Raw genomic sequence first — 20,151 nt, forward strand, 5'->3', positions numbered from 1 at the left:
CCTTTTCGTTTCAGGTGGAGCGGATCAGCCCAGCCGTTCTTCCGCCAGCTTCTTCAGATCCTTCTCGGCGCGCGCGCCGTAATGCTGGATGATCTCCGCCGCGCAGATCGCGCCGAGGCGAAGCGATTCCTCGAGGCTACGGCCCTGCGCCTGGCCGAAGAGGAAGCCCGCGGCGAACATGTCACCGGCGCCGGTGGTGTCGACCAGCTTCTCGATCGGCTCGGCCTTGACCTCGACGCGCTCGGAGCCCTGGAGCGCCATCGCGCCCTGCTCGCTGCGCGTCACGACGAGCAGCGGCACCTTGCCATGGATATGCTCGACCGCGCCCTCGAAGCTTTCATGCTCGCACAGCGCCAGCAGCTCGCTCTCATTGGCGAACAGGATGTCGATAAGCCCGTCCTCGATCAGCTTGCGGAAATCACCGCCGTGGCGCGAGATGCAGAACACGTCGGACAGCGTGAAGGCCACCTTGCGGCCATTGGCGCGGGCGATGTCGATCGCGGCGCGCATCGCGGCGCGCGGCTCTTCCGGATCCCACAAATAGCCTTCGAGATAGAGGATCGCGCCATTGGCGATCATGCTCTCGTCGATTGCGGCGGCGGGGAGGAACTGCGAGGCGCCGAGAAAGGTATTCATCGTGCGCTGGCCGTCGGGCGTGACGAAGATCAGGCAGCGCGCGGTGGTCGGCTGACCTTCACGGACCACGGTGTCGAAATGCACGCCGGCGGCGCGGATGTCGTGGCCGAAGACCATGCCGAGCTGGTCGTCTGCGACCTGGCCGATGAACGCGCACTTGCCGCCCAGTGCTGCGATGCCCGCGACGGTGTTCGCCGCCGACCCGCCGGAGACTTCGCGGCCCGGGCCCATCTTGGCATAGAGCGCGTCCGCCTCTTCGGGCGAGAACATCAGCTGCATCGATCCCTTGGCGACGCCGATCTCCTCGATGAAGCTGTCTTCGGCCTGGGCAAGGATGTCGACGATGGCATTGCCGATCGCGACCACGTCATAAAGGGGGGTGGTCAAGGTCTAACGCTCCAATTGGGTTGCGCCGATGCCCTAGAGAGCGGCATGGAATAGTGCAACCAAAGGGACCTCGCTTGATCCAAGCCTTCTTCCTATCGCTGGGCCAGTTGACCGACCGGCCGGTGCTCTCGGTCTTCCTCAAGTCGCTCGCGGTGACACTGCTGCTGTTCGCCGCAGCAGGGGTCGGACTGTGGTTCGCGCTCGATGCCATGTTCGATAGCCTGGCCGCGCGCTGGCAAGACGAGAGCGGCATCTTCGCGGCGGTGGCGACCGCGATGCTGCTGGCGGGCGCCTGGTGGCTGCTCTTCCGCGCGATCGCGGTTGCGGTGATCGGGCTATTCGGCGACGAAATCGTCGCGGCGGTGGAGGCGCGCTACTATCCCGCCGCGCATGCCGCCGCCCGGCCGGTGCCCTTCGCGCGGTCGCTGGCGATGGGGCTGGGATCGGCGGCACGGGCGATCGGCGTCAACCTCCTCCTGCTGCCCGTCTATCTGCTGCTGATCGTCACAGGCGTGGGCACGCCGATCCTGTTCTTCGCGGTCAATGGTTGGCTGCTCGGGCGCGATCTGGGAGACATGGTCGCCGCGCGCCATCTGCCCGCCGCCGGGCTCTCGGCATGGCGCAAGGAGACTACGGCTCGCCGCTTCGTGCTTGGCTTGATCGGCACCGGCCTGTTCGTGGTTCCGGTGTTGAACCTTGTTGCACCCGTGCTCGGCGCCGCGATGGCGACCCATGTCTTCCACCGGGGCCGGCGCGCATGAAGGGCTGGATCGTCGTCGCCGCGCTGGCGCTCGCGGCGTGCGGCGAGAGCATGCCGCCGCCACGCGCGGCGTCCTATGTCCCGGTCCCCGCCGCGGCGCCGGTTGCGATACCTGCGCCACCCAGCATCGCCGCGATCAAGGGCGAGACCGCGCCCAAGCTGATCGCGCAGTTCGGCACGCCGGCGATGGACCTGAACGAGGGCCGCGCCCGCAAGCTGCAATTCGCCGGGCCGATCTGCGTGCTCGACGCCTATCTCTATCCGCCCGCGAGCGGAAAAGGAGACCAGGTCGTAACCCATCTCGACACACGCCAACGCGACGGCGCCCCCATCGATCAGGCGAGCTGCGTCGCGGCGCTGACCAAGCGGCCGGGCGTGCGCTAGAGCCACTCCCCGCGGACGTCCTCATCGGCTTCGTCGGGCAGCCGCGTCGCGCGCTCGGCTTGCCAGCGACTGGCATCGAGCTGGCCAAGCGCCCAGACCGCCGCGCCGCGCACCACCGGATCGGGATCATCGAGCAATGCCGCCACCGGCGTGACCAACGCCGCAATCCCGCTGTTCCCCGCCGCGATCAGACAGTTGCGCACCATCCGGTCGCGCCCGATCCGCTTGATCGGCGAGCCCGAAAACACCTCGCGAAACCCCACATCGTCGAGCGCGAGCAGGTCCGCCAGCATCGGAGCGGTCAGTTCGGCGCGGGGGGCAAAGGCGAGGTTGGCCTGCGCCGCGGCGGCGAACTTGTTCCACGGGCACACCGCCAAACAATCGTCACAGCCATAGATGCGGTTACCGATCCCCACGCGAAATTCGTGCGGGATCGGCCCCTTATTCTCGATCGTCAGATACGAGATGCAGCGCCGCGCATCGAGCCGATAGGGTGCGGGGAAGGCGTCGGTCGGGCATGCCGTCTGGCACGCTTCGCAGCTCCCGCACGTCGTCCGCACGCGCGCGTCACCCGCCAGTTCCAGCGTCGTGTAGATCGCACCGAGAAACAGCCAGCTCCCGTGCGCGCGGCTGACGAGGTTGGTGTGCTTGCCTTGCCAGCCCAGCCCCGCCGCCTCGGCCAATGGTTTCTCCATCACCGGCGCGGTATCGACGAACACCTTGACGTCCGCGCCCGGCGCCGCGCCCACGAGCCAGCGTGCCAGCTCCTTCAGCCGCCGCTTCATCACGTCGTGATAATCGGCACCCTGGGCATAGACCGAGATGCGCCCGCGCTCGCCCTCGCCGGCCAGCGCCAGCGGATCGAGCGCGGGGGCATAGCTCATCCCCAGCGAAATCACCGAGCGCACTTCGGGCCAGAGCCCCTTGGGCGCCTCGCGGCGATGCGCGCGCTCCTCCATCCAGATCATCGACCCGTGCGCGCCCTCGGCCAGCCACTCCCGCAGCCGCGCACCGGCCAGCGGCGCGGCATCGGCATGCGCGATTCCGCAGGCGGCGAACCCGATTTCCGCCGCTTTCGCCTTGAGCAAGGCCTCCAATGGCTTGTCTTCACGCACAGCGACCCGCTACCACGAAGTCCCACCGGGGAGGGGAGCAAATTTGAGCAGCGTTCTGGCCGTAAGCGCCAAGGGCCTCGTCAAGCGCTTTGGCGATCGCCGCGCGGTCGACGGCGTCGACATCTCCGTGCCTCGAGGACTGATCTACGGCGTGCTCGGCCCCAACGGCGCCGGCAAGACGACGACCTTGCGCATGCTGCTCGGCATCATCGAGCCCGACGAGGGCGAGCGCACGATGCTCGGCACCGATCGCCCGCGCGAGATGAGCGACCATGTCGGCTATCTGCCCGAAGAGCGCGGCCTCTATCCGGGGATGAAATGCCGCGAGGCGATCGCCTTCATGGGGGCGCTGCGCGGGCTGCCGTGGAAGGTCGGGCGCAAGCGTGCCGGCGAGTTGCTCGAGGCCGCCGGGCTCGGCCATGCCGCCGACGACAAGATCCGCAAGCTCTCCAAGGGCATGGCGCAGCTCGTCCAATTGCTCGGCGCCGTCGTCCACGAGCCCGATCTGCTCGTGCTCGACGAACCCTTTTCAGGCCTCGACCCGGTCAACCAGGAGCGGCTGGAAAAATTGATCCGCGTCCAGCGTGACCGCGGCGCGACGATCCTCTTCTCCACCCATGTCATGGCGCATGCCGAGCGGCTGTGCGACCGGCTGTCGATCATCGCCGGCGGCAAGGTCCGCTTCGAGGGCACGGTCGACGAGGCGCGATCCACTCTTCCTTACAAGGCGCACTACACGCCGCATCATCATGCCGAGACCGCCGGAGCTCTGCTCCCGGCCGATGCCGAGCGCGAGAATGGCAGCTGGCGCTTCACCGTCCCGCCCGAAGGGATCGAGGGTCTGCTCGTCCGGCTGATCGACGCCGGCTACGGCATTTCCGGCCTGTCGATCGAGCGGCCAGGCCTGCACGACGCGTTTGTCCGCATCGTGGGCGCCGAAGCATTGGAAGAGGTGCCCGCATGAGCGATTTCCGGCACGCCGCGCGCCAGGCGCTTACCATTGCCAGGCGCGATTTCACCGCGACGGTGATGACCCCCACCTTCCTGCTCTTCCTGCTGAGCCCGCTCTTCATGATCGGCTTCGGCGTGGTCGGAAGCCTCAGTGCGTCGACCGCGGCGAGCGGTGGCGAGGAACGGCAGCGTATCGTCGTGATCGCGAGCCCGGAGCATGCCGCCACACTGATCGCTGTCGACAGGCAGATGCGCAGCTTCTTCCCGCGCGCGAGCCGCCCCGAGCTCAGCGTCGAGCCAACCACCGGCAAGCCCGCCGACCAGGCACGCGCGCTGTTCGACCGGAACGACGTGGAGGTGGCCGCGGCGCTTTACGGCCCGCTCGAGCGGCCGCACATCCTTCGGACGCCGAACGGCTATGCCGAAGCCAATTACCTCGCACAGCTCGCCGAACAGACGCTTCGCGCCGAAAAGGCCGGCGGGCCGGTAACGCTCAGCCAGCCCGATACCCAGGTGATCGGCCGCGTCCAGGCGACGTCGAGCGGAAAAAGCCAGGCCGCCTATTTCGCCGCACTCGGCATCTTCTTCCTGACCCTGATGCTGTCAGGCCAGGTGGTCGGCGCGATGGCCGAGGAGCGCTCGAACAAGGTGATCGAGGTGCTTGCCGCCGCCGTGCCGCTCGAAAGCGTGTTCTTCGGCAAGCTGATCGGCGCGTTCGGATCGGCTCTGCTGTTCGTCGGCTTCTGGTTCACCTTGCTCGTCAACCTGCCCAAGCTGCTGCCGCCCAGCGCCAGCTTCTTCTTCAACGAGCTGGGCACCGCGGTCGGACCGGTCTTCCCGCTGCTGTTCGTCGCCTACTTCACCATGGCCTATATGCTCCAGAGCGCGGTGTTCCTGGGGCTGGGCTCGCTCGCCTCCTCGCAGCGCGAGATCCAGATGCTGTCGCTGCCGATCACCGTGTTCCAGTTCGCGATGCTGGGCTGGTCCTCCTTTGCGGCGGGGCATCCGGGAAGCTGGATCGCACGCGCGGCCGAGATCTTCCCGTTCAGCTCGCCGCTGGCGATGGCCGCGCACGCCGCCAATTCGCCCGAGCTGTGGCCGCATTTCCTGGCGCTCGCCTGGCAGGGGCTGTGGGTGGCGATCACCGTGACGGTCGCCGCCCGGCTGTTCCGCCGCGGCGTGCTCAAGTCGGGCAGCCCCAAGCGCCGGTCGAAGCGCAAGCTGGCGTAACGCGCGCTGCGGGTCGGTTGACACGGTTGACACCTGCCATGTCGAAAAATCTTCCTCTCCGGAATGGCGTGGTTCGGGACCTTCGACGCCTACTCTTGTCATCCCGGCGAAGGCCGGGATCCAGGATCACGAGCGATGGTCTGCATGGCTCTGGATCCCGGCCTTCGCCGGCATGACGGGCGGCGCGTCGGTTTACGAAGTTCGCTCGCGGAGGGGTTTTCGCGCGGACCGTCCCGCGCGTTCCTGGTGCTTCGACGATGAGAAAGAGCCGGTCCTTCGATCCGCTCTGAAATCCTACATTGCAAGCTAGGCGATACATCGCAGTACTATTGACATTCATGTCAGCGACTGGCCTCCTGCCGAAAAGACAGGAGAGGTATGCATGGCCACGCTTGCCAATGATGCAGCGGTCGATCCGCTCGATGTGAGCCGCGCCGAGCTCTATCGCGACGATCTCTGGCACGAGCCCTTCGCCCGTCTGCGCGCCGAGGCGCCGGTCCATTACACCGAAGAGAGCGCCTTCGGCCCCTATTGGTCGGTCTCGAGCTACAAGCCGATCGTCCATGTCGAGTCGCTGCCCGATCTCTATTCGTCGGAAGCGGGCGGCATCACCATCGCCGACCTGCAGGAAGGCGACATCAAAATGCCGATGTTCATTGCGATGGACCGACCCAAGCATACCGGCCAGCGGCGCACCGTCTCGCCTGCCTTCACGCCCAGCGAGATGGTGCGGATGAGCGAGAATATTCGCGCACGGAGCGCCGAAATCCTCGATTCGCTGCCGGTCGGCCAGGAGTTCGACTGGGTCGATAGCGTCTCGATCGAGCTGACCACCCAGATGCTCGCGATCCTGTTCGACTTTCCCTGGGAAGACCGCCGCAAGCTCACCTACTGGTCCGACTGGGCCGGCGACATCGAGATCGCCAAGGATCCGGTGCGCAAGGAAGAGCGCCGCGCCATCCTGTTCGAATGCGCCGCCTATTTCGGCAATCTGTGGAATTCGAAGGTCGGCAAGGAGCCGACCCCGGACCTCATCTCGATGATGATCCATTCGGACGCGATGGCCGAGATGGACCAGATGGAGTTTCTCGGGAACCTCATCCTGCTGATCGTCGGCGGCAACGACACCACGCGCAATTCGATGAGCGCTTATGCCTGGGGACTCGAGCAATTCCCCGACGAGCGCGCCAAGCTGGAGGCCAATCCCGGCCTAATCGCCAATGCGACCCAGGAGATCATCCGCTGGCAGACCCCGCTCGCGCATATGCGCCGCACCGCGACGCAGGACAGCGAGTTGGAGGGGCAGAAGATCCGCGAGGGCGACAAATTGGCACTCTGGTATCTTTCGGCCAATCGCGACGAGAGCGTCTTTCCGAACGCGAACAAGATCATCGTCGATCGCGAGAATGCGCGGCGGCATCTGGCGTTCGGCCATGGCATCCATCGCTGCGTCGGCGCGCGGCTCGCCGAACTGCAGATCAGCATCTTGATGGAGGAGATGGCCAAGCGCCGTCTGCGCGTGAACGTGCTGCGTGAACCCGAACGGGTCGCTGCTTGTTTCGTCCATGGCTACAAGAAGATGCCCGCGGAGCTGTCGCGCTATTGAGGCGGGCCGGGCGGCTCCCCACATCCGTCACCATGCAGACCGATCGCCGCACCTTCCTTACCGTCGCCGGGCTCGGCGCGCTCACCGCGGCATGCGGCGGGCCCGCCGAGGCCGCGCAGCATTTCGAATTCACGCTCACCGATGCCGAATGGAAGAAGCGGCTGAGCCCGGCCGCCTATCAGACGCTCCGCCACGGCGCGACCGAATATCCCGGCACCAGCCCGCTCAACAAGGAGCACCGCAAGGGCATCTTCTCGTGTGCGGGCTGCGACCTGCCGCTCTATTCCTCGACAACCAAGTTCGAGAGCGGCACCGGCTGGCCGAGCTTCTACGCGCCGCTCAAGAATGCCGTGGTGACGAAGACTGACACGACGCTGGGCATGGCGCGCACCGAAGTGCTGTGCCGCCGCTGCGGCGGGCATCTGGGCCATGTATTCGACGATGGCCCGCCGCCCACCGGCAAGCGTTATTGCATGAACGGTGTCGCGATGAAGTTCACGCCTGGGGCGTAGGGACCAATCCGGCCCGTCTCACCTGAAACGTGCTCCTGCGAAAGCATGGAGCCCAGGATCACAAGCGGCGCGTTCGAGACTCCTGGGCTCCTGCTTTCGCAGGAGCGCTAGCTAGAGCTCGGTACGTCAGGATCTTCAGCGGGTGACCCAGCCGATCAGTTGACGTCGGTCTCGGGAACCAGGTCGCTGAGGTCGAGATCGAGCGAAGCCATCTGCTCGGGCTTGTCGGCCCAGTCGCCCTTGGGCTCGCCGTTCGAATAGATGAAGCCGTTGACCGGATAGGTCGAGGTGCCGAGATCGCCGTTCGGCGCGAACCACACCTTCACTTCGCTCCAGTCGCCGGCTGCCGACACGTCGACCGCACGGACGTTGCGCTCGATCCCGCCGCGGCGCGACCAGTTGGCATGGGTCAGCAGAACCTCGCGGCTGCTCACCACCTTCGACACCATTGCGACATGGCCGAGCGGCATGCGGGCGGTGCGCTGGAACGACATGACCGAGCCGACCTTGGGGGTTTCGCCACGCTCGTAGCGGCCGGCGGCCTGGTCCCACCAGGTCCAGGCATTGCCATGGATATCGACGCCGGAAATCGCACGGGCATAGGTGGCGCACTGCCAGAACATGCCCTTTGCCTGGGCCGGGACTGCAGTCATCAGGGCGCAAGCCGCCACCAGCGCAAAACGCGCTGCAAAACCACGAAAATTCATAGACCCCCCGGTCAGGAAGCGAATCTGTTGAGACGTGCTAACCAGATCACGGATTACCAGTATACTACCGCGGCCCGCCGATGGGACGAACCGTTGCGCCAAGCCGATGGAGTGCAGGAATCTGCGCCGATCCGCAGGAACCATCCGAAAAATCGCGCCGCGCCGGCTCTAGGAAAAATACGGTAGTCGCCGTCCCGCTGCGGGTCAGCTGGAGGTCGCGCCTCTGGGGAGCGGGCATTTTTGTTGCGCAAAAGCATCACGCTAAAGCCGATTCTGTCCGACACCCTCAACTCGTCGCAACCTATGTTGCGCCGCAACACCATCTGGGCTCCTATTATGAATAGGGGACTACGAAGGATTAAGCGGCGCGTTAACCAATCTGCCGCATGATCCTTTTCGAGGGATTTGAGTGGGGTGGGAGTTAGGTGAATGGCTTCTAGAATGAAACCGGCCGAGGGCGCGATGACGCTGGCCGAAATGAAAGAGTTTGCGGGGTTCAGCGCGGCGACCCAGCGGTATGTCCGCCGCTCGCTCGATATCGGCCTGGAGCGCAACGACGCGCTCGAGCGCTGGTCGCGCGATGTGGTCGAAGCCGCCAGCATCCGCGCCCAGGCCCGCATGTACGAACGGCTTCCCGAGGTTCGCGCGCTGATGCCGGACGATTCGGATCTCCCCTCGATCGAACCGTTCATGGCGCCGCTCGTCACCGTCTCCGCCTTCGATCTCGGCCAGGGCCGCCTCATCACCTTCTCGGCCTATCGCTTTCTTTACGAGCGGCTGATCGGCGCCGAAGTTCGCCCCTGGCTCCCCTCGGCCTTCTGCTCGGCCGCGGCGCTCCCGCATCTCCACCCGGACCTGCGCCGCAAGCTGCTTCAGTCGATCAGCGAAGCCGCGGCGACCGCCTCGGGCTGGTCGAACCGCCAGCCGGCCTTCTTCCCGCAATGGGTGGAAAAGGTCGACGTCCAGGCGCTGCCCAACTGAGATGCTTGTGCTCCTGCGAAAGCAGGACCCCCAGGGTCGCGGGCTATGCGCTTTTGACCCTGGATCCCCGCTTTCGCGGGGAAATGGTTATATCTGGATAAAGCCGCCTAGCGGCAGGTCCGCCAGCCCATCTCACCCCGCGCCGCTTCGTCCAGGTGCAGGTGATCCCGATGCGCCGCGTTATAGTCCGGCGACAGCACCGTCGAGAACAGCCTGCATCCGCCGGTGCGCACCTCGCGCAGGAACTTGGCCTTCTCTCCGCCCTTCGACCAATCCACCAACACGCTGACCCGCGTCCCGTTCGACAGGCGGAAAGCGGCGACGTCAACCGCGTCCGCCGTGGCGTGCTCGCTCCAGTCGCCCGAGCTGCGGCCATAGATGCGCCGGCACGAATAGCTGCCGAGATGCTCGATTCCGACGACCTGCGCGCCGAAATGCTTCTGCGCGGCGGGCTGGACCACGTTCCACTCCCACACCGCCAGCGCCGCGGCGACGGGGCATGACGTGCCCAGGTTCGCGGGGCTGAACCCGATCGTCCGCGATCCGCCCGGTGCGAAGCGGACGCCGTCGGCATAGCCGCATTGCTCGCCCGACCGCACAGGCGGCAGCACGGTGTAGGCGACTCCGGCGGCACGGAGCAGTGCGCGGCACTCGGCGAAATCGTCCGTCAGACCGGCGATCTTGCGGCCGGTAAAGGCGCCCACCTTCTGGCTCAAGTCGAGCCGCGTCCACGGCAGGTCCTGCGGCCGGTCGCGCACCAGCGCGACGATGATGAGCACCCCGCCGAGCAGCAACGCAAAGGCGAGCATCACCAGGATCGTCTGCCGTATCGCCCTCACGCGCGGATCGCCCGGTCCAGCCGCTCCTCGGTCACCGGATAGCCAAGGTCATCGGGGATGCAGAGATACTGGCCGTCGTCCCGCGTCTCGATCCACGGTGTGACCGTGCGGATCGGATAGCGGTTCGCATCGGAGGCCGCCTCTTCGAACGACGCGAAGCGCGCGAGCCGCTCCAGGTTGCGCCGCGTCGGGAAGATGATCGTCGCCTCGCCCGCATCCGCCGCATCGAGCACCGCCTGCGCGGTAGCCCAGAAGACGCGGACATTCTCGTTCCCATCGACCACCGGCGCTGCATCTTGGGGCGCGCGGGCGAGGTAGAAGCGGGTGTCGAACACGCGGTGCCTGACATTGTCGGGCAACCAGCGCGCGAACGGAACGAGTGCGTCGAGTCGCAGTGTGCCGCCCATTTCCTCGATCAGCGCGCCCATCGGCTCGCCGGCATAGAGCCGGTGCTTGAGCGCGGGAATCGCATCGCCGTCGACATCGAGCCCGACCGCGACTCCCGCTTCTTCCAGCGTCTCGCGCACCGCCGCGATCCGCGCGGCGATATCGTCGGGATCGCCCGAATGGAGCGCCGCCAACACATGGTCGCCCGCATCGATCCGCCCGCCGGGGAATACCAACGCGCCGCCCGCGAAGGCCATCGCCTGCGCGCGCTCGACCATCAGCAGTTCGGGCGGGCCGCCGGCGCATTCGCGCATCACGATCACGGTGGCGGCGGGAATCGCCTCTGGTTCGGACATGCCCCGAGGTCTAGCCTCTGTCCTGATTGGAAGGAAGCAATCGCCAGTGCTCCTGCGAAAGCAGGAGCCCAGGAGCCTCAGGCGATGCGCTCGTGACCCTGTGCTCCTGCTTTCGCAGGAGAACGATCCCATCGCCAGACTAACGCTAGGCGATGGACCCGAAAACCGCGAGTCAGGCTCGCCGTTTCCGCGGACGCTTGAACCAGAAGGTCCAGACGGTGAGGCTGCCGAGCAGCGCCAGCGCCAGCCCGGAGCAGGTCATCAGCAGCCGATAAGCGAGCCCGCCCACCTTGGCGGCATGCAGCGGATAGGCGCCGTTGAAGACCTGCGCGGCCTTGGGCATCGCCAGCGCGTCGTTCGCGGCGAGCAGATGGCCATCAGCGGCATCGAACCAGACGGTGGAGCGGCCGTTGGGCAGCCACTCGCCCGCACGCTTCATCCGGATCGAGATCGGTTCGCCCGGCTTACGCGGGATCGCGAGGATGCGGATCTGCGCATCGGGGAAGCGTGCATGCGCGGCAAGGATCATCGCGGACCAGTCCGGCCTGGGCGAGAGCGGCCCGCTCTTCACCTTCGGCATCGCGCTCGCCTCGGCAAGCGATCCGAACGGCGCGACGACGAAAGCGGCGAAGGGCTTGAAGATCATCATCGTGCCGGTGACCACCGACAGCAGCAGCAGCGGCGCCATGACGATGCCGAAGTCGCGGTGCTGCATCACGATCGCGGGCCGGCTCAGCCGCTTGGGCCAGAGCCGGAACTTGAAGGTCCGCCGCGTGCGCCACCACAGGATCGCGCCGGTCACGATGAAGAGGAGCGCCGCGAGGCCCGCCACGCCGATCACCGTCTCGCCCACATCGGCGCTGAACAGGTGATGGTGCAGGTCGAAAATCCACAGCTCGGGCCGCTCCCACTGGCTGTGCCAGCGCGCTACCACATTGCCCGCCTGATCGGCATAGGCGCCCGCGCCCTTGGCGAGGCGCAGCTGGTCCAGCCCGAACCGGTCGCCGGCATAGATGATGCTCTGCGCCTTGGGATTGGCGGCGAGCATCTTCGCGGTCGCCGCGCCGATCGCCGCCGGATCGGTGACCAGCGCGTCGCCGGCATGCGGCAGCATCAGCGAGAGCCAGCTCTCCTTATGGACCAGGATCGCGCCGGTCAGGCCCATGATGCCAAGCACCAGGCCGATAATGCCGCCGGTCCAGCGATGGACCAGATCAAGCCATTTCATCAGAACCGATAGTCCCAGCCCAGGGTGAAGGTACGACCGCGGCCGGCGAAATAGCTGAGATTGTCGGTCGGGAGCCGGGTGTCGCTGCTGTAATCGATATAGAATTTGTCGAAGAGGTTCTGGACGCTCAGCGACAAGGCGCCGATGCCGGTTTCGTAGCGCAGGCTCGCATCGGTGACGGTATAGCCGCCGAAATCGTTGCGCGGATCGCGCACCCTCCCCTGGAAACTGCGCGACAGATAGAATTGCGTCTGCACCAGCGCCGAGAGCGGGCCCTTGGCATAACTCGCCGAGAGGTTGAGGCGATCGGGCGAGATGTTGGTGCCGTCGAGATCGGTATCGACCTTGCCGTCGGGCACGACGCTGCTGTCATAGCGCCCATCGAGATGCGCATAGCCCGCCGAGACGCGCAGGCCGTCGATCGGCAGACGGACGCCCAAATTGATCTCGAGCCCCTGGATCTCGACCCGCTGGCGCTGCACGTCGAAGATGCCGCCGGGATTGGCGATGAGCAATTGGCCCTTGTCGCTCGACGACCAGAAATAGGTGGCCGACGCATCGAGCGGCCCGCGCTTGATCTCGACGCCGATCTCGCGGTTGTTCGAGACGATCGGCTGGATATCGACATAGGTGTCGATGTCCTGGTTGGGCTTGCTGATCGCGCGGGTGATGCGGCCGATGTCGGGCACGGTGAAACCCTGGGCGTAGCTCGCATAGGCGCGGATGCCGGTCCAGGGCTCGAGCACGACGCCGCCATTGACCAGCAGATCGTTGAACTTGGGCTTGCCCCCGGCGACCGCGACACCGCCATAGGTCGATGGACCACAGGGTGTGCCGGGCGGCAGAGTGGGCGCGCAGGCGACAAAGGTGGTCGAGGCGAGCGTGTGATAATCGTCGACCTTAATCTCGACATTCTCCCAGCGCACGCCGCCGGCAAGGCGCAGCGCGCCGTCGAACAGCTTGAGATTGGCCTGGCCGAACGGCGCAATGCTGCGGAACTGGCTGGGCGGCACCCAGATGCGGTTAGTCGCGACCAGTAGCTGGGCAGTATTGTCGGACAGGGCATCGAGCCCGGCGGTCAGCGTCAGATTCTCGAAGCCGGGGACCGCCCGCTCATAGGAGATCTTCGCGCCGATCTTGCGCGACTTGTTCTGCGACTGGTCGAACAGCTTGAGCGTGGGATCGATCGCGGGATCCTGGAAGGTCGCGATCGGTGCGATTTCGCCGCCGAACGTGTCGCGGCTGCGGTTGAAGAAGATCTGGCTGACGAAATTGCCGCCCCACAGCGCACTGTCGGTATAGGTCAGCGCGATGCTCTCGGTGCGGCTGGCGGCGGAGATGCCCGGCGGGTCGCCGCGCACCGAGCTGGTCGGCACGCCGGTCAGGCGATTGCCGGGGATCGCGACATAGTCGCCATCGCCCTTCAGCTCGAAGCGGCTGGCGATCAGATCGAGCCGGCCGGTCTCGCCGACCTGATAGCCGAGCCGCGCGAACAGCGAGGTCGTCTTCGAATCCTGCGTTTCGCCCTGCGTCAGGTTGAGGCCGACGCGCCGCCCGTCGCCGTCATAGAAGACGCCGCGCTTGTCATAAGCCGCGCCGAAGGTCGCATCGAAGCGTCCCGCCTTGTACTGGACCAGCCCGGCGACCTTGCCGCCAATCCCGTCCTTGCTGAAATCATTGTCCGCACTGCCCTGGAGCAGGAGGCGGCCGCTGATGCCGTCCTGCTTCGGCGCGCCGACAGTCACCTGGTTGACGATGCCGCCGGTGCCGCCAATCCCCTGCAGCGCGTTCGAGCCATAGATCAGCTCGACCCGGTCGACGAAGAAGCCGTCGATGGTGAAGCCGTCGCGGGCACCGTCGCGCAAGGGAGTCGATTGGGGAATGCCGTTGATCGCGTAGAGCGGCGAACGGCCGCGCAGCGTCTCGCCCGCGCCAGAGAGCTTCTGGCGAGTTGGCGAGAAGGAAGGCGTCAGCGTCGCGACGGCGTCGGTGACCGATCCCGAGATCGCGATCTGCTGGTCGAGCGTCTTCTTGTCGATCACGTCGATCGTCAGCGGCAGCGCGTTGGGCGGCAGGATGGTGCGCGCCGCGGTGACGACGATCTCGTCGGACGAATCGGCAGTCGTTTCTTCGCCAACCGGTGTCACGCCCGAATCCTGCGCGAAGGCCCCACCTGGCATCGTCACGGCGAGTGCGAACAAGGGCAGCGAAAGATACGAGCGACGCGACATGGGATTCCCCCGCCCGCTCGGCACCATGCCCGCGGGTCTATCGCGCGCCGCTAGCAGCGCTCAAAGTCTAATGCAAGTCACTCGCAAGAGCATTTACCGTCCCGAAATCTTGAGCCGCACGCGCACGACCATGTCGCTGGAAGTGATGAACAAGGTCCGGCCATCCTCGCCGAACGCCGAATTGGCGGCCGCCTTGCCGGTGGAGATCAGCCCGAGCCGCCGCCCGTCGGGGGCGAGGATGTGGATGCCGCCGGGGCCGCTCGCGAACAGATGCCCGCTCGCGCCGACCTTCATCCCGTCGGGTAACCCCGGCAGGCCCTTGGCGACGCCGTCGCGGAAATCGGCGAAGATCCGCGAGCCGCGCGGGAGTCCGTCCTCGCCCAGCGGATAAGCGTGGATGAACGGCGCCTTGTCGTCGGAAACCGAGACGTAGAGCGTCTTCTGGTCGGGCGAGAGGCCGATGCCGTTGGGGCGCGTCTGGCCGGGATCGACCAGTGTCACCTTGCCGTCGGTGCCGAGCCGATAGACGCCGTTGAACTTGAGTTCCTTGAGCGGCGACGTGTCGCCCTCGCTCAGGCCATAGGGCGGATCGGTGAAATAGATCGCGCCCGATTTGGCGATCACCAGGTCGTTGCAGCTGTTGAAGCGCTTGCCCCGATAGCGGCCGGCGAGGACTGTCTTCTTCTTGGTCGCGAGATCGACGCGGGCGATCGTGCGCGTGCCGCTATCGGCCATCACCAGCCGGCCCTTGTCGTCCATCACCATGCCATTCGAGCCCGCCTCGCGCACCCCCGCCGGGATCGGCCCGGCCAGTCCCGAGGGCTTGAGGAACACGCTCTTCCCCTCGCCTTCCTTCCAGCGATAGGCGGTGTTCGCGGGCGGATCGGAGAAGAGCAGGTATCCGCCCTCCTTCACCCAGGCCGGCCCCTCGGCCCATTGCACGCCGTCGGCGATCACTTCGATCGGCGTATTCACGTCGAGGATCGTGTCGAGCTCGGGATCCAGCCGCGTGATCCCGCCCACCGTCTCGGCGCGCGCCAGTACGGGCACGAAGGGCAAAGCGGCCATGCCGGCCAGCACGGTGCGGCGCGTCGTCTCGATCATCATCTTCTCCGTCATACAAAGGGCCAGAGCAAAAGCGCCATCGCGAAGCTCGAAAGCCCTGCGATCGTGGCGCCGATCGTCCAGCTGCGAAAGGTCTGGGCTTCGGTGAGCCCGAGATATTGCTTCACCAGCCAGAAGCCGGTGTCGTTGACATGGCTGGCCACCGTCGCGCCCGCGCCGATCGCGACCGTCACCAGTGCGATCCGATCGGGGCTGAGCGCGGCGCTGGCGATCAGCGGCCCGGCAAGCCCGGCCGCGGTGACCATCGCCACCGTCGCGGAGCCCTGCGCGATGCGGACGAACGCGGCGAGCAGGAAGGCGAAGACCGGCACCGATACCTGCGCGGCGCTCACCGCGTGCGTGATCTGCACGCCGGCACCCGATTCGATCAGCACTTCCTTGTAGGCTGCGCCCGCGCCGATGATCAGGACCATCAGCCCGGCAGGCTCGAGCGCTCGGGTCATAATCTTCGAGAGGGTGGCGAAAGGTGCGCGCTCGACGATGCGGAGCCAGAAGGTGACCGAGAGCGCGGCAAGGATCAGCGCGGTGAAGGGATGGCCGAGAAACAGCAGCACCGTCCTGGCCGGCCCGTCCTCCATTGCCTGCCCCGCCACCGCCGCGACCAGGATCAGCGCGAGCGGGAAGAGCATCGCCACCAGCGCCGGCCAGAAGCCGATGGGCGCCGTCTGCGGCGCGCCTTCGTCGAGCATCGGCGGCGGGTTCTGGTCGCCGAAGCCGGGCGCGCCATGCGCCAGTCGCGCGAAGATCGGCCCGGCGAGGATCGCGGAAGGGATGCCGCAGATCAGGCCGTAGAGCGCCATCCGGCCATAATCGGTGTGGAGCAGCTCGGCGACCGCGACCGGCCCCGGATGCGGCGGCAGCAGCGCGTGCATCGTCATCAGCCCGGCGAGCAAGGGCAGCGCGAAATAGGTGACACGGCGCTCCGCGCGGATCGAGAGGGTGGCGAGCAAGGGCGCGAGGATGATGAAGGCGACGTCGAAGAAGAGCGGCACGCCGACGACCACGCCGATCGCGGTGAGTGCCCAGGGAATGCGCTTCTCGCCGAACGCGTCGAGCAGCCGGTGGGCGATGGCGTTGACGCCGCCGCTCGCTTCCAGCAGCCCGCCGAGCACCGCGCCCAGCCCGATCACCACCGCGACAAAGCCCAGCGCCTCGCCGGTGCCCTTGCGGATCGCGCCGATCACCGCCTGCGGGTCGCCGCCGAACGCGAGGCCGGTCACCAGCGCCACCAGCAGCAGCGCGAGGAAGGGCTGGAACTTGAGCTTGAGCACCAGCAGGATCACCGCGGCGATGCTCGCCGCGACGATCAGCAAAGTGTGCCAGGGCTCGGCCATCAGGCGACCCTCACCCTGGTCGCGATCGAGGTGGCCGGCATGTCACCGGCGGCGGTGCCGGTGATGCGGAAACCTGCCTCGCTGCGGATATCGGTAGAGGAGGCGCCGGCCATCAGCTTGATCTCGCCCTTCTCGACCACCCATTTTCCCGGCTGCCAGATGCCGAACTGCGCGGCGCTCAGCGTGAAGCTGACTTTCCGCGTTTCGCCGGGCTTGAGCGTCACCCGGACGAACCCGCGCAGCTCCCGATCCGGCCGCGAGACCGAGGCGACGGGATCGTTGGCATAGAGCTGGACGACCTCTTCCACCGCGACCTTACCGGTGTTGGTGATCGAAATCGTCGCGGTCAGCGTGCCCGTGACGGGAATTTCCGCCGCGCTCAATGACAGCTCGCCATATTTCACCTCGGAATAGCCAAGCCCATGTCCGAACGCGAAGAGCGGCCCGATATCCATATCGCGGTAGCGCGCGCTGTCGACGCTCAGGTCTGGGTTCGCGGGGCGCCCGGTGGGCAGGTGCGCATAGGGGATCGGCGACTGGCCGGTGACGCGCGGCATGCCGATCGGCAGCCGTCCGCCGGGCGACGCCTTGCCGGTCAGTATCTCGGCGATCGCCGGGCCGCTCTCGACGCCGAGCAGCCAGGTCTGCAGCACTGCCGGGATGCCCGTCAGCGCCTTCTCCAGCGCCAGCGGCCGGCCGCCCATCAGGATCGCGACGATCGGCTTGCCGGTTGCCTTGAGCGCCTCGACCAAAGCGATCTGCAGGCCCGCCAGGCCGATCTCGGCATAGCTCCGCGCCTCGCCGGTGAAATCATAGTCCTCGCCGATCGCGAGCAGCACCACGTCCGCGCGCTTCGCCGCGTCGATCGCGGCGGGGATGCCCGATCCGTCGCTGCCGCGCGGCTTGACGCCCGGCTGATACTCGACCGTGTCGCCCAACGCCGCGCGCAGGGTAACGCCGTCTTCGATCTGTCCGCGTGCGCGCCAGGAACCCAGCGTCGAGGATGCATCGTCGGCCAGCGCGCCGATCAACCCGACCTTGGCGCCGGGCTTGAGCGGCAGCAGCCCGCCCTCGTTGCGCAGCAACACGATCGACCGCCGCGCCAGATCGCGCGCCACTGGCCGGTTGAGCGGCGCCTTCTCGTGCGCCGGATCACCAAAGCCGAAGGGGTCGTCGAACAGCCCTAGCCGTGCCTTGGCGGCAAGGATTCGCCCCACCGCCTGGTCGACCAGCGGCAACAGGCCCGCATCCACCGCCACCGCCGCGCCGAGATGCTCGGAATAGGTGCCGCTCGCCATGTCCATGTCGACGCCGGCACGCAGCGCCAGCGCAGCCGCCTGGGCGGGCGTTTCCGCGACGCCGTGGTTGATCAGTTCTTTGATCGCGTTCCAGTCGCTGACGATCAGCCCCTGATAGCCCCAATTATCCCTGAGCGTGCCGCGCACCAGTGCCGCATTCGCGGTCATCGGCACGCCGCCCAGATCGTTGAACGCGGTCATGAAGCTCGCCGCGCCCGCCCGCGCCGCCGCGTGGAAGGGCGGCAGATACACCTCGTTGAGTGTCCGGTCGGACACGTCAGCGCTGTCATAATCGCGCCCGCCAATCGCCGCGCCATAGCCGACGAAATGCTTCGCGCAGGCCATCAGCCTTTGGCCCTTGGCGAGATCCGCGCCCTGGAAGCCCTTCACCTGCGCCTCGGCCATGCGCGCGCCCAGATACGGGTCCTCGCCCGCGCCCTCGACCACCCGGCCCCAGCGCGGATCGCGCGCCACGTCGACCATCGGCGTGAAGGTCCAGTGGAGCCCCGCTGCCCAGGCTTCCTCCGCCGCGAGCCGCGCCGCCGCCTCGGCCACCGCCGGGTCCCAGCTCGCCGCCAGCGCCAGCGGCACCGGCAGGATCGTGCGATAGCCGTGGATCACGTCCATCGCGAAAAGCAGCGGAATCTTGAGCCGCGATTCCTCGACCGCAACGCGCTGCAACTCGCGCAGCGGTTCGGCCCCGGCGACGTGGAGGAACGACCCCATCTCGCCCTTGCGCACCCGATCGAGCATCGCCGCGTCGAGCTTCGAGTTGAGCGATTTCTGCCGTCCGCCGGGGATCTGGGTCATCTGGCCCAGCTTCTCGGCGAGCGTCATCTGGTCGATCAGCGCCTTGATCCGCGCGCTGTGATCCCTGCTCTGAGCGGCGACCGCGACCGGTGCCCAGGCGGAGGCCGCCAGCAGCGCGCCCGCCTTCATCACGTCGCGGCGCTTCATGCGGTCAGCTTGATCGCACGGCCCTCGCGCGCCGATTTATAGATCGCCTCGATCAACCGCATGTCGCGCAGGCCTTCCTCGCCCGATACGATCGGCTCGCGTCCGCTCATCGCGCATTCGGCCAGGTGATCGAGCTGCCCGACGAACTGGGTCTTGGCTGGCGCGGGCAGCACGATCGGCTCGGTTTTGCCGGCGACGCGCTTCCACATTTTGTGGCCGTCATAGGGTGTGGCCGGCTCCATTCCCACCCAGCCCTTGGTGCCCGTCACGCGATAGTCGTTATGGCCGGTGGAATAGCTGGAGACGCAATTGGCGATGATCCCCGAGGGAAAGCGCAGCTGGAAGTCGATCTGGTCCTCGACATTCTTGAAGCGCGGATCGCTGCGGTCGGTCGATTCCATCGCGCTCACCTGGATCGGCTCTTCGCCCGCGAGATAGCGCGCCGCGTTGAGGCTGTAGATGCCGATGTCCATCAGCGATCCGCCGCCCGACATCGGCTTGTCGAGCCGCCACTGGTTCGGCTGGGCATTAAAGCCGTGATTGGCGGTGATGACCTTCGGAGTTCCGATCTCGCCCGATTTCACCGTGCGGATCGCAAGGAGATTGTACTGCTCGAAATGCGAGCGATAGCCGATCATCAGCTTCCTGCCCGCCTTCTTCGCCGCCGCGATCATCGCCTCGCATTCGGCCGAGGAGATCGCCATGGGCTTCTCGCACAGCACATGCTTGCCCGCCTTGCTCGCCCGGATCGAATATTCGGCATGCATGCTGTTCGGCAGCACGACATAGACCAGGTCGATGTCGGGATTGTCGCGGATGCTGTCGTAATTCCGGTAATTGTACCGGTGCGTCCTAGGCACGCCGTATTGCGCGCCATAGCGCTCGAGCTTCTCGGGCGTGCCGCTCACCAGCGCCCTCAGCTCGGCAAACTCGCAGTCCTTGATCCGCGGCATGATCTGGTTGGTGGCGTAATTGCCCAGCCCGACGATCGCATAGCCCAGCTTGCGCTTGCCCTGTCCCCAGGCGGGTCCGGCCAGCGCGCCGGCGACCAGCCCGGCCCCGATTCCGCCCAGCAACTCCCGACGAGTCCCCATGATCCGGCTCCTCTTGTCCCGACGTGTCCCCGC

18 protein-coding genes are annotated in these 20,151 nt (G+C 66.7%); 7 read left to right on the forward strand and 11 right to left on the reverse strand.

What is annotated here, in order from left to right; genetic code table 11:
- Positions 1-24: 24 nt before the first annotated feature.
- Positions 25-1,023, reverse strand: coding sequence for an adenosine kinase (locus IAG41_RS11140; protein ID WP_187728723.1), 999 nt, complete (start codon positions 1,021-1,023; stop codon positions 25-27).
- Between the two features lie 74 nt (positions 1,024-1,097).
- Here IAG41_RS11140 and IAG41_RS11145 point away from each other — a divergent pair, with 74 nt between their 5' ends.
- Together IAG41_RS11145 and IAG41_RS11150 are read left to right on the forward strand one after the other, a co-directional pair.
- Positions 1,098-1,784, forward strand: a complete 687-nt coding sequence (locus IAG41_RS11145) for an EI24 domain-containing protein (protein ID WP_187728724.1) — start codon at positions 1,098-1,100, stop codon at positions 1,782-1,784.
- The gene (locus IAG41_RS11150; protein WP_187728725.1) at positions 1,781-2,167 is read left to right on the forward strand and encodes a hypothetical protein; all 387 of its coding nucleotides are present in this window, start codon (positions 1,781-1,783) and stop codon (positions 2,165-2,167) included. Before IAG41_RS11145 ends, IAG41_RS11150 begins: the two co-directional genes overlap by 4 nt.
- On the opposite strand, the gene queG is transcribed toward IAG41_RS11150, so the two are convergent.
- Positions 2,164-3,282 (reverse strand): tRNA epoxyqueuosine(34) reductase QueG, encoded by a 1,119-nt coding sequence (gene queG, locus IAG41_RS11155; RefSeq protein WP_187728726.1) that lies wholly within the window; start codon positions 3,280-3,282, stop codon positions 2,164-2,166. The genes IAG41_RS11150 and queG overlap by 4 nt on opposite strands.
- Before the next feature lie 43 nt (positions 3,283-3,325).
- Here queG and IAG41_RS11160 point away from each other — a divergent pair, with 43 nt between their 5' ends.
- The 4 genes from IAG41_RS11160 to msrB all read left to right on the forward strand — a co-directional run bounded on the left by IAG41_RS11160 (position 3,326) and on the right by msrB (position 7,581).
- Complete coding sequence (locus IAG41_RS11160) at positions 3,326-4,246, forward strand: ABC transporter ATP-binding protein (protein WP_187728727.1); 921 nt, start codon at positions 3,326-3,328, stop codon at positions 4,244-4,246.
- A complete protein-coding gene (locus tag IAG41_RS11165; RefSeq protein ID WP_187728728.1) occupies positions 4,243-5,463 on the forward strand; it encodes an ABC transporter permease in 1,221 nt (406 codons plus the stop codon). The genes IAG41_RS11160 and IAG41_RS11165 overlap by 4 nt, the downstream gene beginning before the upstream one ends.
- Before the next feature lie 382 nt (positions 5,464-5,845).
- Entirely contained in the window at positions 5,846-7,069 is a 1,224-nt protein-coding gene (locus tag IAG41_RS11170) for a cytochrome P450 (protein WP_187728729.1), read from the forward strand.
- A 32-nt stretch (positions 7,070-7,101) separates the two neighbouring features.
- Positions 7,102-7,581 (forward strand): peptide-methionine (R)-S-oxide reductase MsrB, encoded by a 480-nt coding sequence (gene msrB / locus IAG41_RS11175; protein ID WP_187728730.1) that lies wholly within the window; start codon positions 7,102-7,104, stop codon positions 7,579-7,581.
- Positions 7,582-7,736: 155 nt separating this feature from the next.
- Here msrB and IAG41_RS11180 read toward each other — a convergent pair whose 3' ends face one another.
- Positions 7,737-8,288 (reverse strand): CHAP domain-containing protein, encoded by a 552-nt coding sequence (locus tag IAG41_RS11180; protein ID WP_187728731.1) that lies wholly within the window; start codon positions 8,286-8,288, stop codon positions 7,737-7,739.
- 429 nt (positions 8,289-8,717) lie between these two features.
- Here IAG41_RS11180 and IAG41_RS11185 point away from each other — a divergent pair, with 429 nt between their 5' ends.
- Positions 8,718-9,269, forward strand: coding sequence for a hypothetical protein (locus IAG41_RS11185; protein ID WP_187728732.1), 552 nt, complete (start codon positions 8,718-8,720; stop codon positions 9,267-9,269).
- A 107-nt stretch (positions 9,270-9,376) separates the two neighbouring features.
- On the opposite strand, the gene IAG41_RS11190 is transcribed toward IAG41_RS11185, so the two are convergent.
- The 8 genes from IAG41_RS11190 to IAG41_RS11225 all read right to left on the reverse strand — a co-directional run bounded on the left by IAG41_RS11190 (position 9,377) and on the right by IAG41_RS11225 (position 20,118).
- Positions 9,377-10,108 carry an extensin family protein gene (locus tag IAG41_RS11190; RefSeq protein ID WP_410468085.1) on the reverse strand — a complete coding sequence of 244 codons (732 nt, stop codon included), beginning with the start codon at positions 10,106-10,108 and terminating at the stop codon, positions 9,377-9,379.
- Positions 10,105-10,851, reverse strand: coding sequence for an NUDIX hydrolase (locus tag IAG41_RS11195; protein WP_187728733.1), 747 nt, complete (start codon positions 10,849-10,851; stop codon positions 10,105-10,107). Before IAG41_RS11195 ends, IAG41_RS11190 begins: the two co-directional genes overlap by 4 nt.
- Before the next feature lie 172 nt (positions 10,852-11,023).
- A complete protein-coding gene (locus IAG41_RS11200) occupies positions 11,024-12,079 on the reverse strand; it encodes a PepSY-associated TM helix domain-containing protein (RefSeq protein ID WP_187728734.1) in 1,056 nt (351 codons plus the stop codon).
- Positions 12,079-14,310: a TonB-dependent receptor gene (locus tag IAG41_RS11205; protein WP_187728735.1), complete on the reverse strand. Its 2,232-nt coding sequence runs from the start codon at positions 14,308-14,310 to the stop codon at positions 12,079-12,081. The genes IAG41_RS11200 and IAG41_RS11205 overlap by 1 nt, the downstream gene beginning before the upstream one ends.
- A gap of 93 nt (positions 14,311-14,403) precedes the next feature.
- Positions 14,404-15,414 carry an SMP-30/gluconolactonase/LRE family protein gene (locus IAG41_RS11210; protein WP_187728736.1) on the reverse strand — a complete coding sequence of 337 codons (1,011 nt, stop codon included), beginning with the start codon at positions 15,412-15,414 and terminating at the stop codon, positions 14,404-14,406.
- A gap of 11 nt (positions 15,415-15,425) precedes the next feature.
- Positions 15,426-16,769 (reverse strand): gluconate:H+ symporter, encoded by a 1,344-nt coding sequence (locus IAG41_RS11215; RefSeq protein ID WP_187728737.1) that lies wholly within the window; start codon positions 16,767-16,769, stop codon positions 15,426-15,428.
- A complete protein-coding gene (locus tag IAG41_RS11220; protein WP_187728738.1) occupies positions 16,769-19,024 on the reverse strand; it encodes a glycoside hydrolase family 3 N-terminal domain-containing protein in 2,256 nt (751 codons plus the stop codon). The genes IAG41_RS11215 and IAG41_RS11220 overlap by 1 nt, the downstream gene beginning before the upstream one ends.
- On the reverse strand, positions 19,021-20,118 hold the full coding sequence (locus tag IAG41_RS11225; protein ID WP_187728739.1) for a Gfo/Idh/MocA family protein: 1,098 nt from the start codon (positions 20,116-20,118) through the stop codon (positions 19,021-19,023). Before IAG41_RS11225 ends, IAG41_RS11220 begins: the two co-directional genes overlap by 4 nt.
- Between the last annotated feature and the right edge of the window lie 33 nt (positions 20,119-20,151).

Source organism: Sphingomonas sp. JC676 (assembly GCF_014489075.1).
In the GTDB taxonomy this organism is placed as follows: domain Bacteria; phylum Pseudomonadota; class Alphaproteobacteria; order Sphingomonadales; family Sphingomonadaceae; genus Sphingomonas.

What these genes read in the sequence shown, in the direction of transcription:
- IAG41_RS11150 (WP_187728725.1), top strand. Translation starts at nt 1,781, where the DNA reads ATGAAGGGCTGGATCGTCGTCGCCGCGCTGGCGCTCGCGGCGTGCGGC.
- IAG41_RS11165 (WP_187728728.1), top strand. Translation starts at nt 4,243, where the DNA reads ATGAGCGATTTCCGGCACGCCGCGCGCCAGGCGCTTACCATTGCCAGG.
- IAG41_RS11170 (WP_187728729.1), top strand. Translation starts at nt 5,846, where the DNA reads ATGGCCACGCTTGCCAATGATGCAGCGGTCGATCCGCTCGATGTGAGC.
- msrB (WP_187728730.1), top strand. Translation starts at nt 7,102, where the DNA reads ATGCAGACCGATCGCCGCACCTTCCTTACCGTCGCCGGGCTCGGCGCG.
- IAG41_RS11180 (WP_187728731.1), bottom strand. Translation starts at nt 8,288, where the DNA reads ATGAATTTTCGTGGTTTTGCAGCGCGTTTTGCGCTGGTGGCGGCTTGC.
- IAG41_RS11185 (WP_187728732.1), top strand. Translation starts at nt 8,718, where the DNA reads ATGGCTTCTAGAATGAAACCGGCCGAGGGCGCGATGACGCTGGCCGAA.
- IAG41_RS11195 (WP_187728733.1), bottom strand. Translation starts at nt 10,851, where the DNA reads ATGTCCGAACCAGAGGCGATTCCCGCCGCCACCGTGATCGTGATGCGC.
- IAG41_RS11200 (WP_187728734.1), bottom strand. Translation starts at nt 12,079, where the DNA reads ATGAAATGGCTTGATCTGGTCCATCGCTGGACCGGCGGCATTATCGGC.
- IAG41_RS11205 (WP_187728735.1), bottom strand. Translation starts at nt 14,310, where the DNA reads ATGTCGCGTCGCTCGTATCTTTCGCTGCCCTTGTTCGCACTCGCCGTG.
- IAG41_RS11210 (WP_187728736.1), bottom strand. Translation starts at nt 15,414, where the DNA reads ATGATCGAGACGACGCGCCGCACCGTGCTGGCCGGCATGGCCGCTTTG.
- IAG41_RS11215 (WP_187728737.1), bottom strand. Translation starts at nt 16,769, where the DNA reads ATGGCCGAGCCCTGGCACACTTTGCTGATCGTCGCGGCGAGCATCGCC.
- IAG41_RS11220 (WP_187728738.1), bottom strand. Translation starts at nt 19,024, where the DNA reads ATGAAGCGCCGCGACGTGATGAAGGCGGGCGCGCTGCTGGCGGCCTCC.
- IAG41_RS11225 (WP_187728739.1), bottom strand. Translation starts at nt 20,118, where the DNA reads ATGGGGACTCGTCGGGAGTTGCTGGGCGGAATCGGGGCCGGGCTGGTC.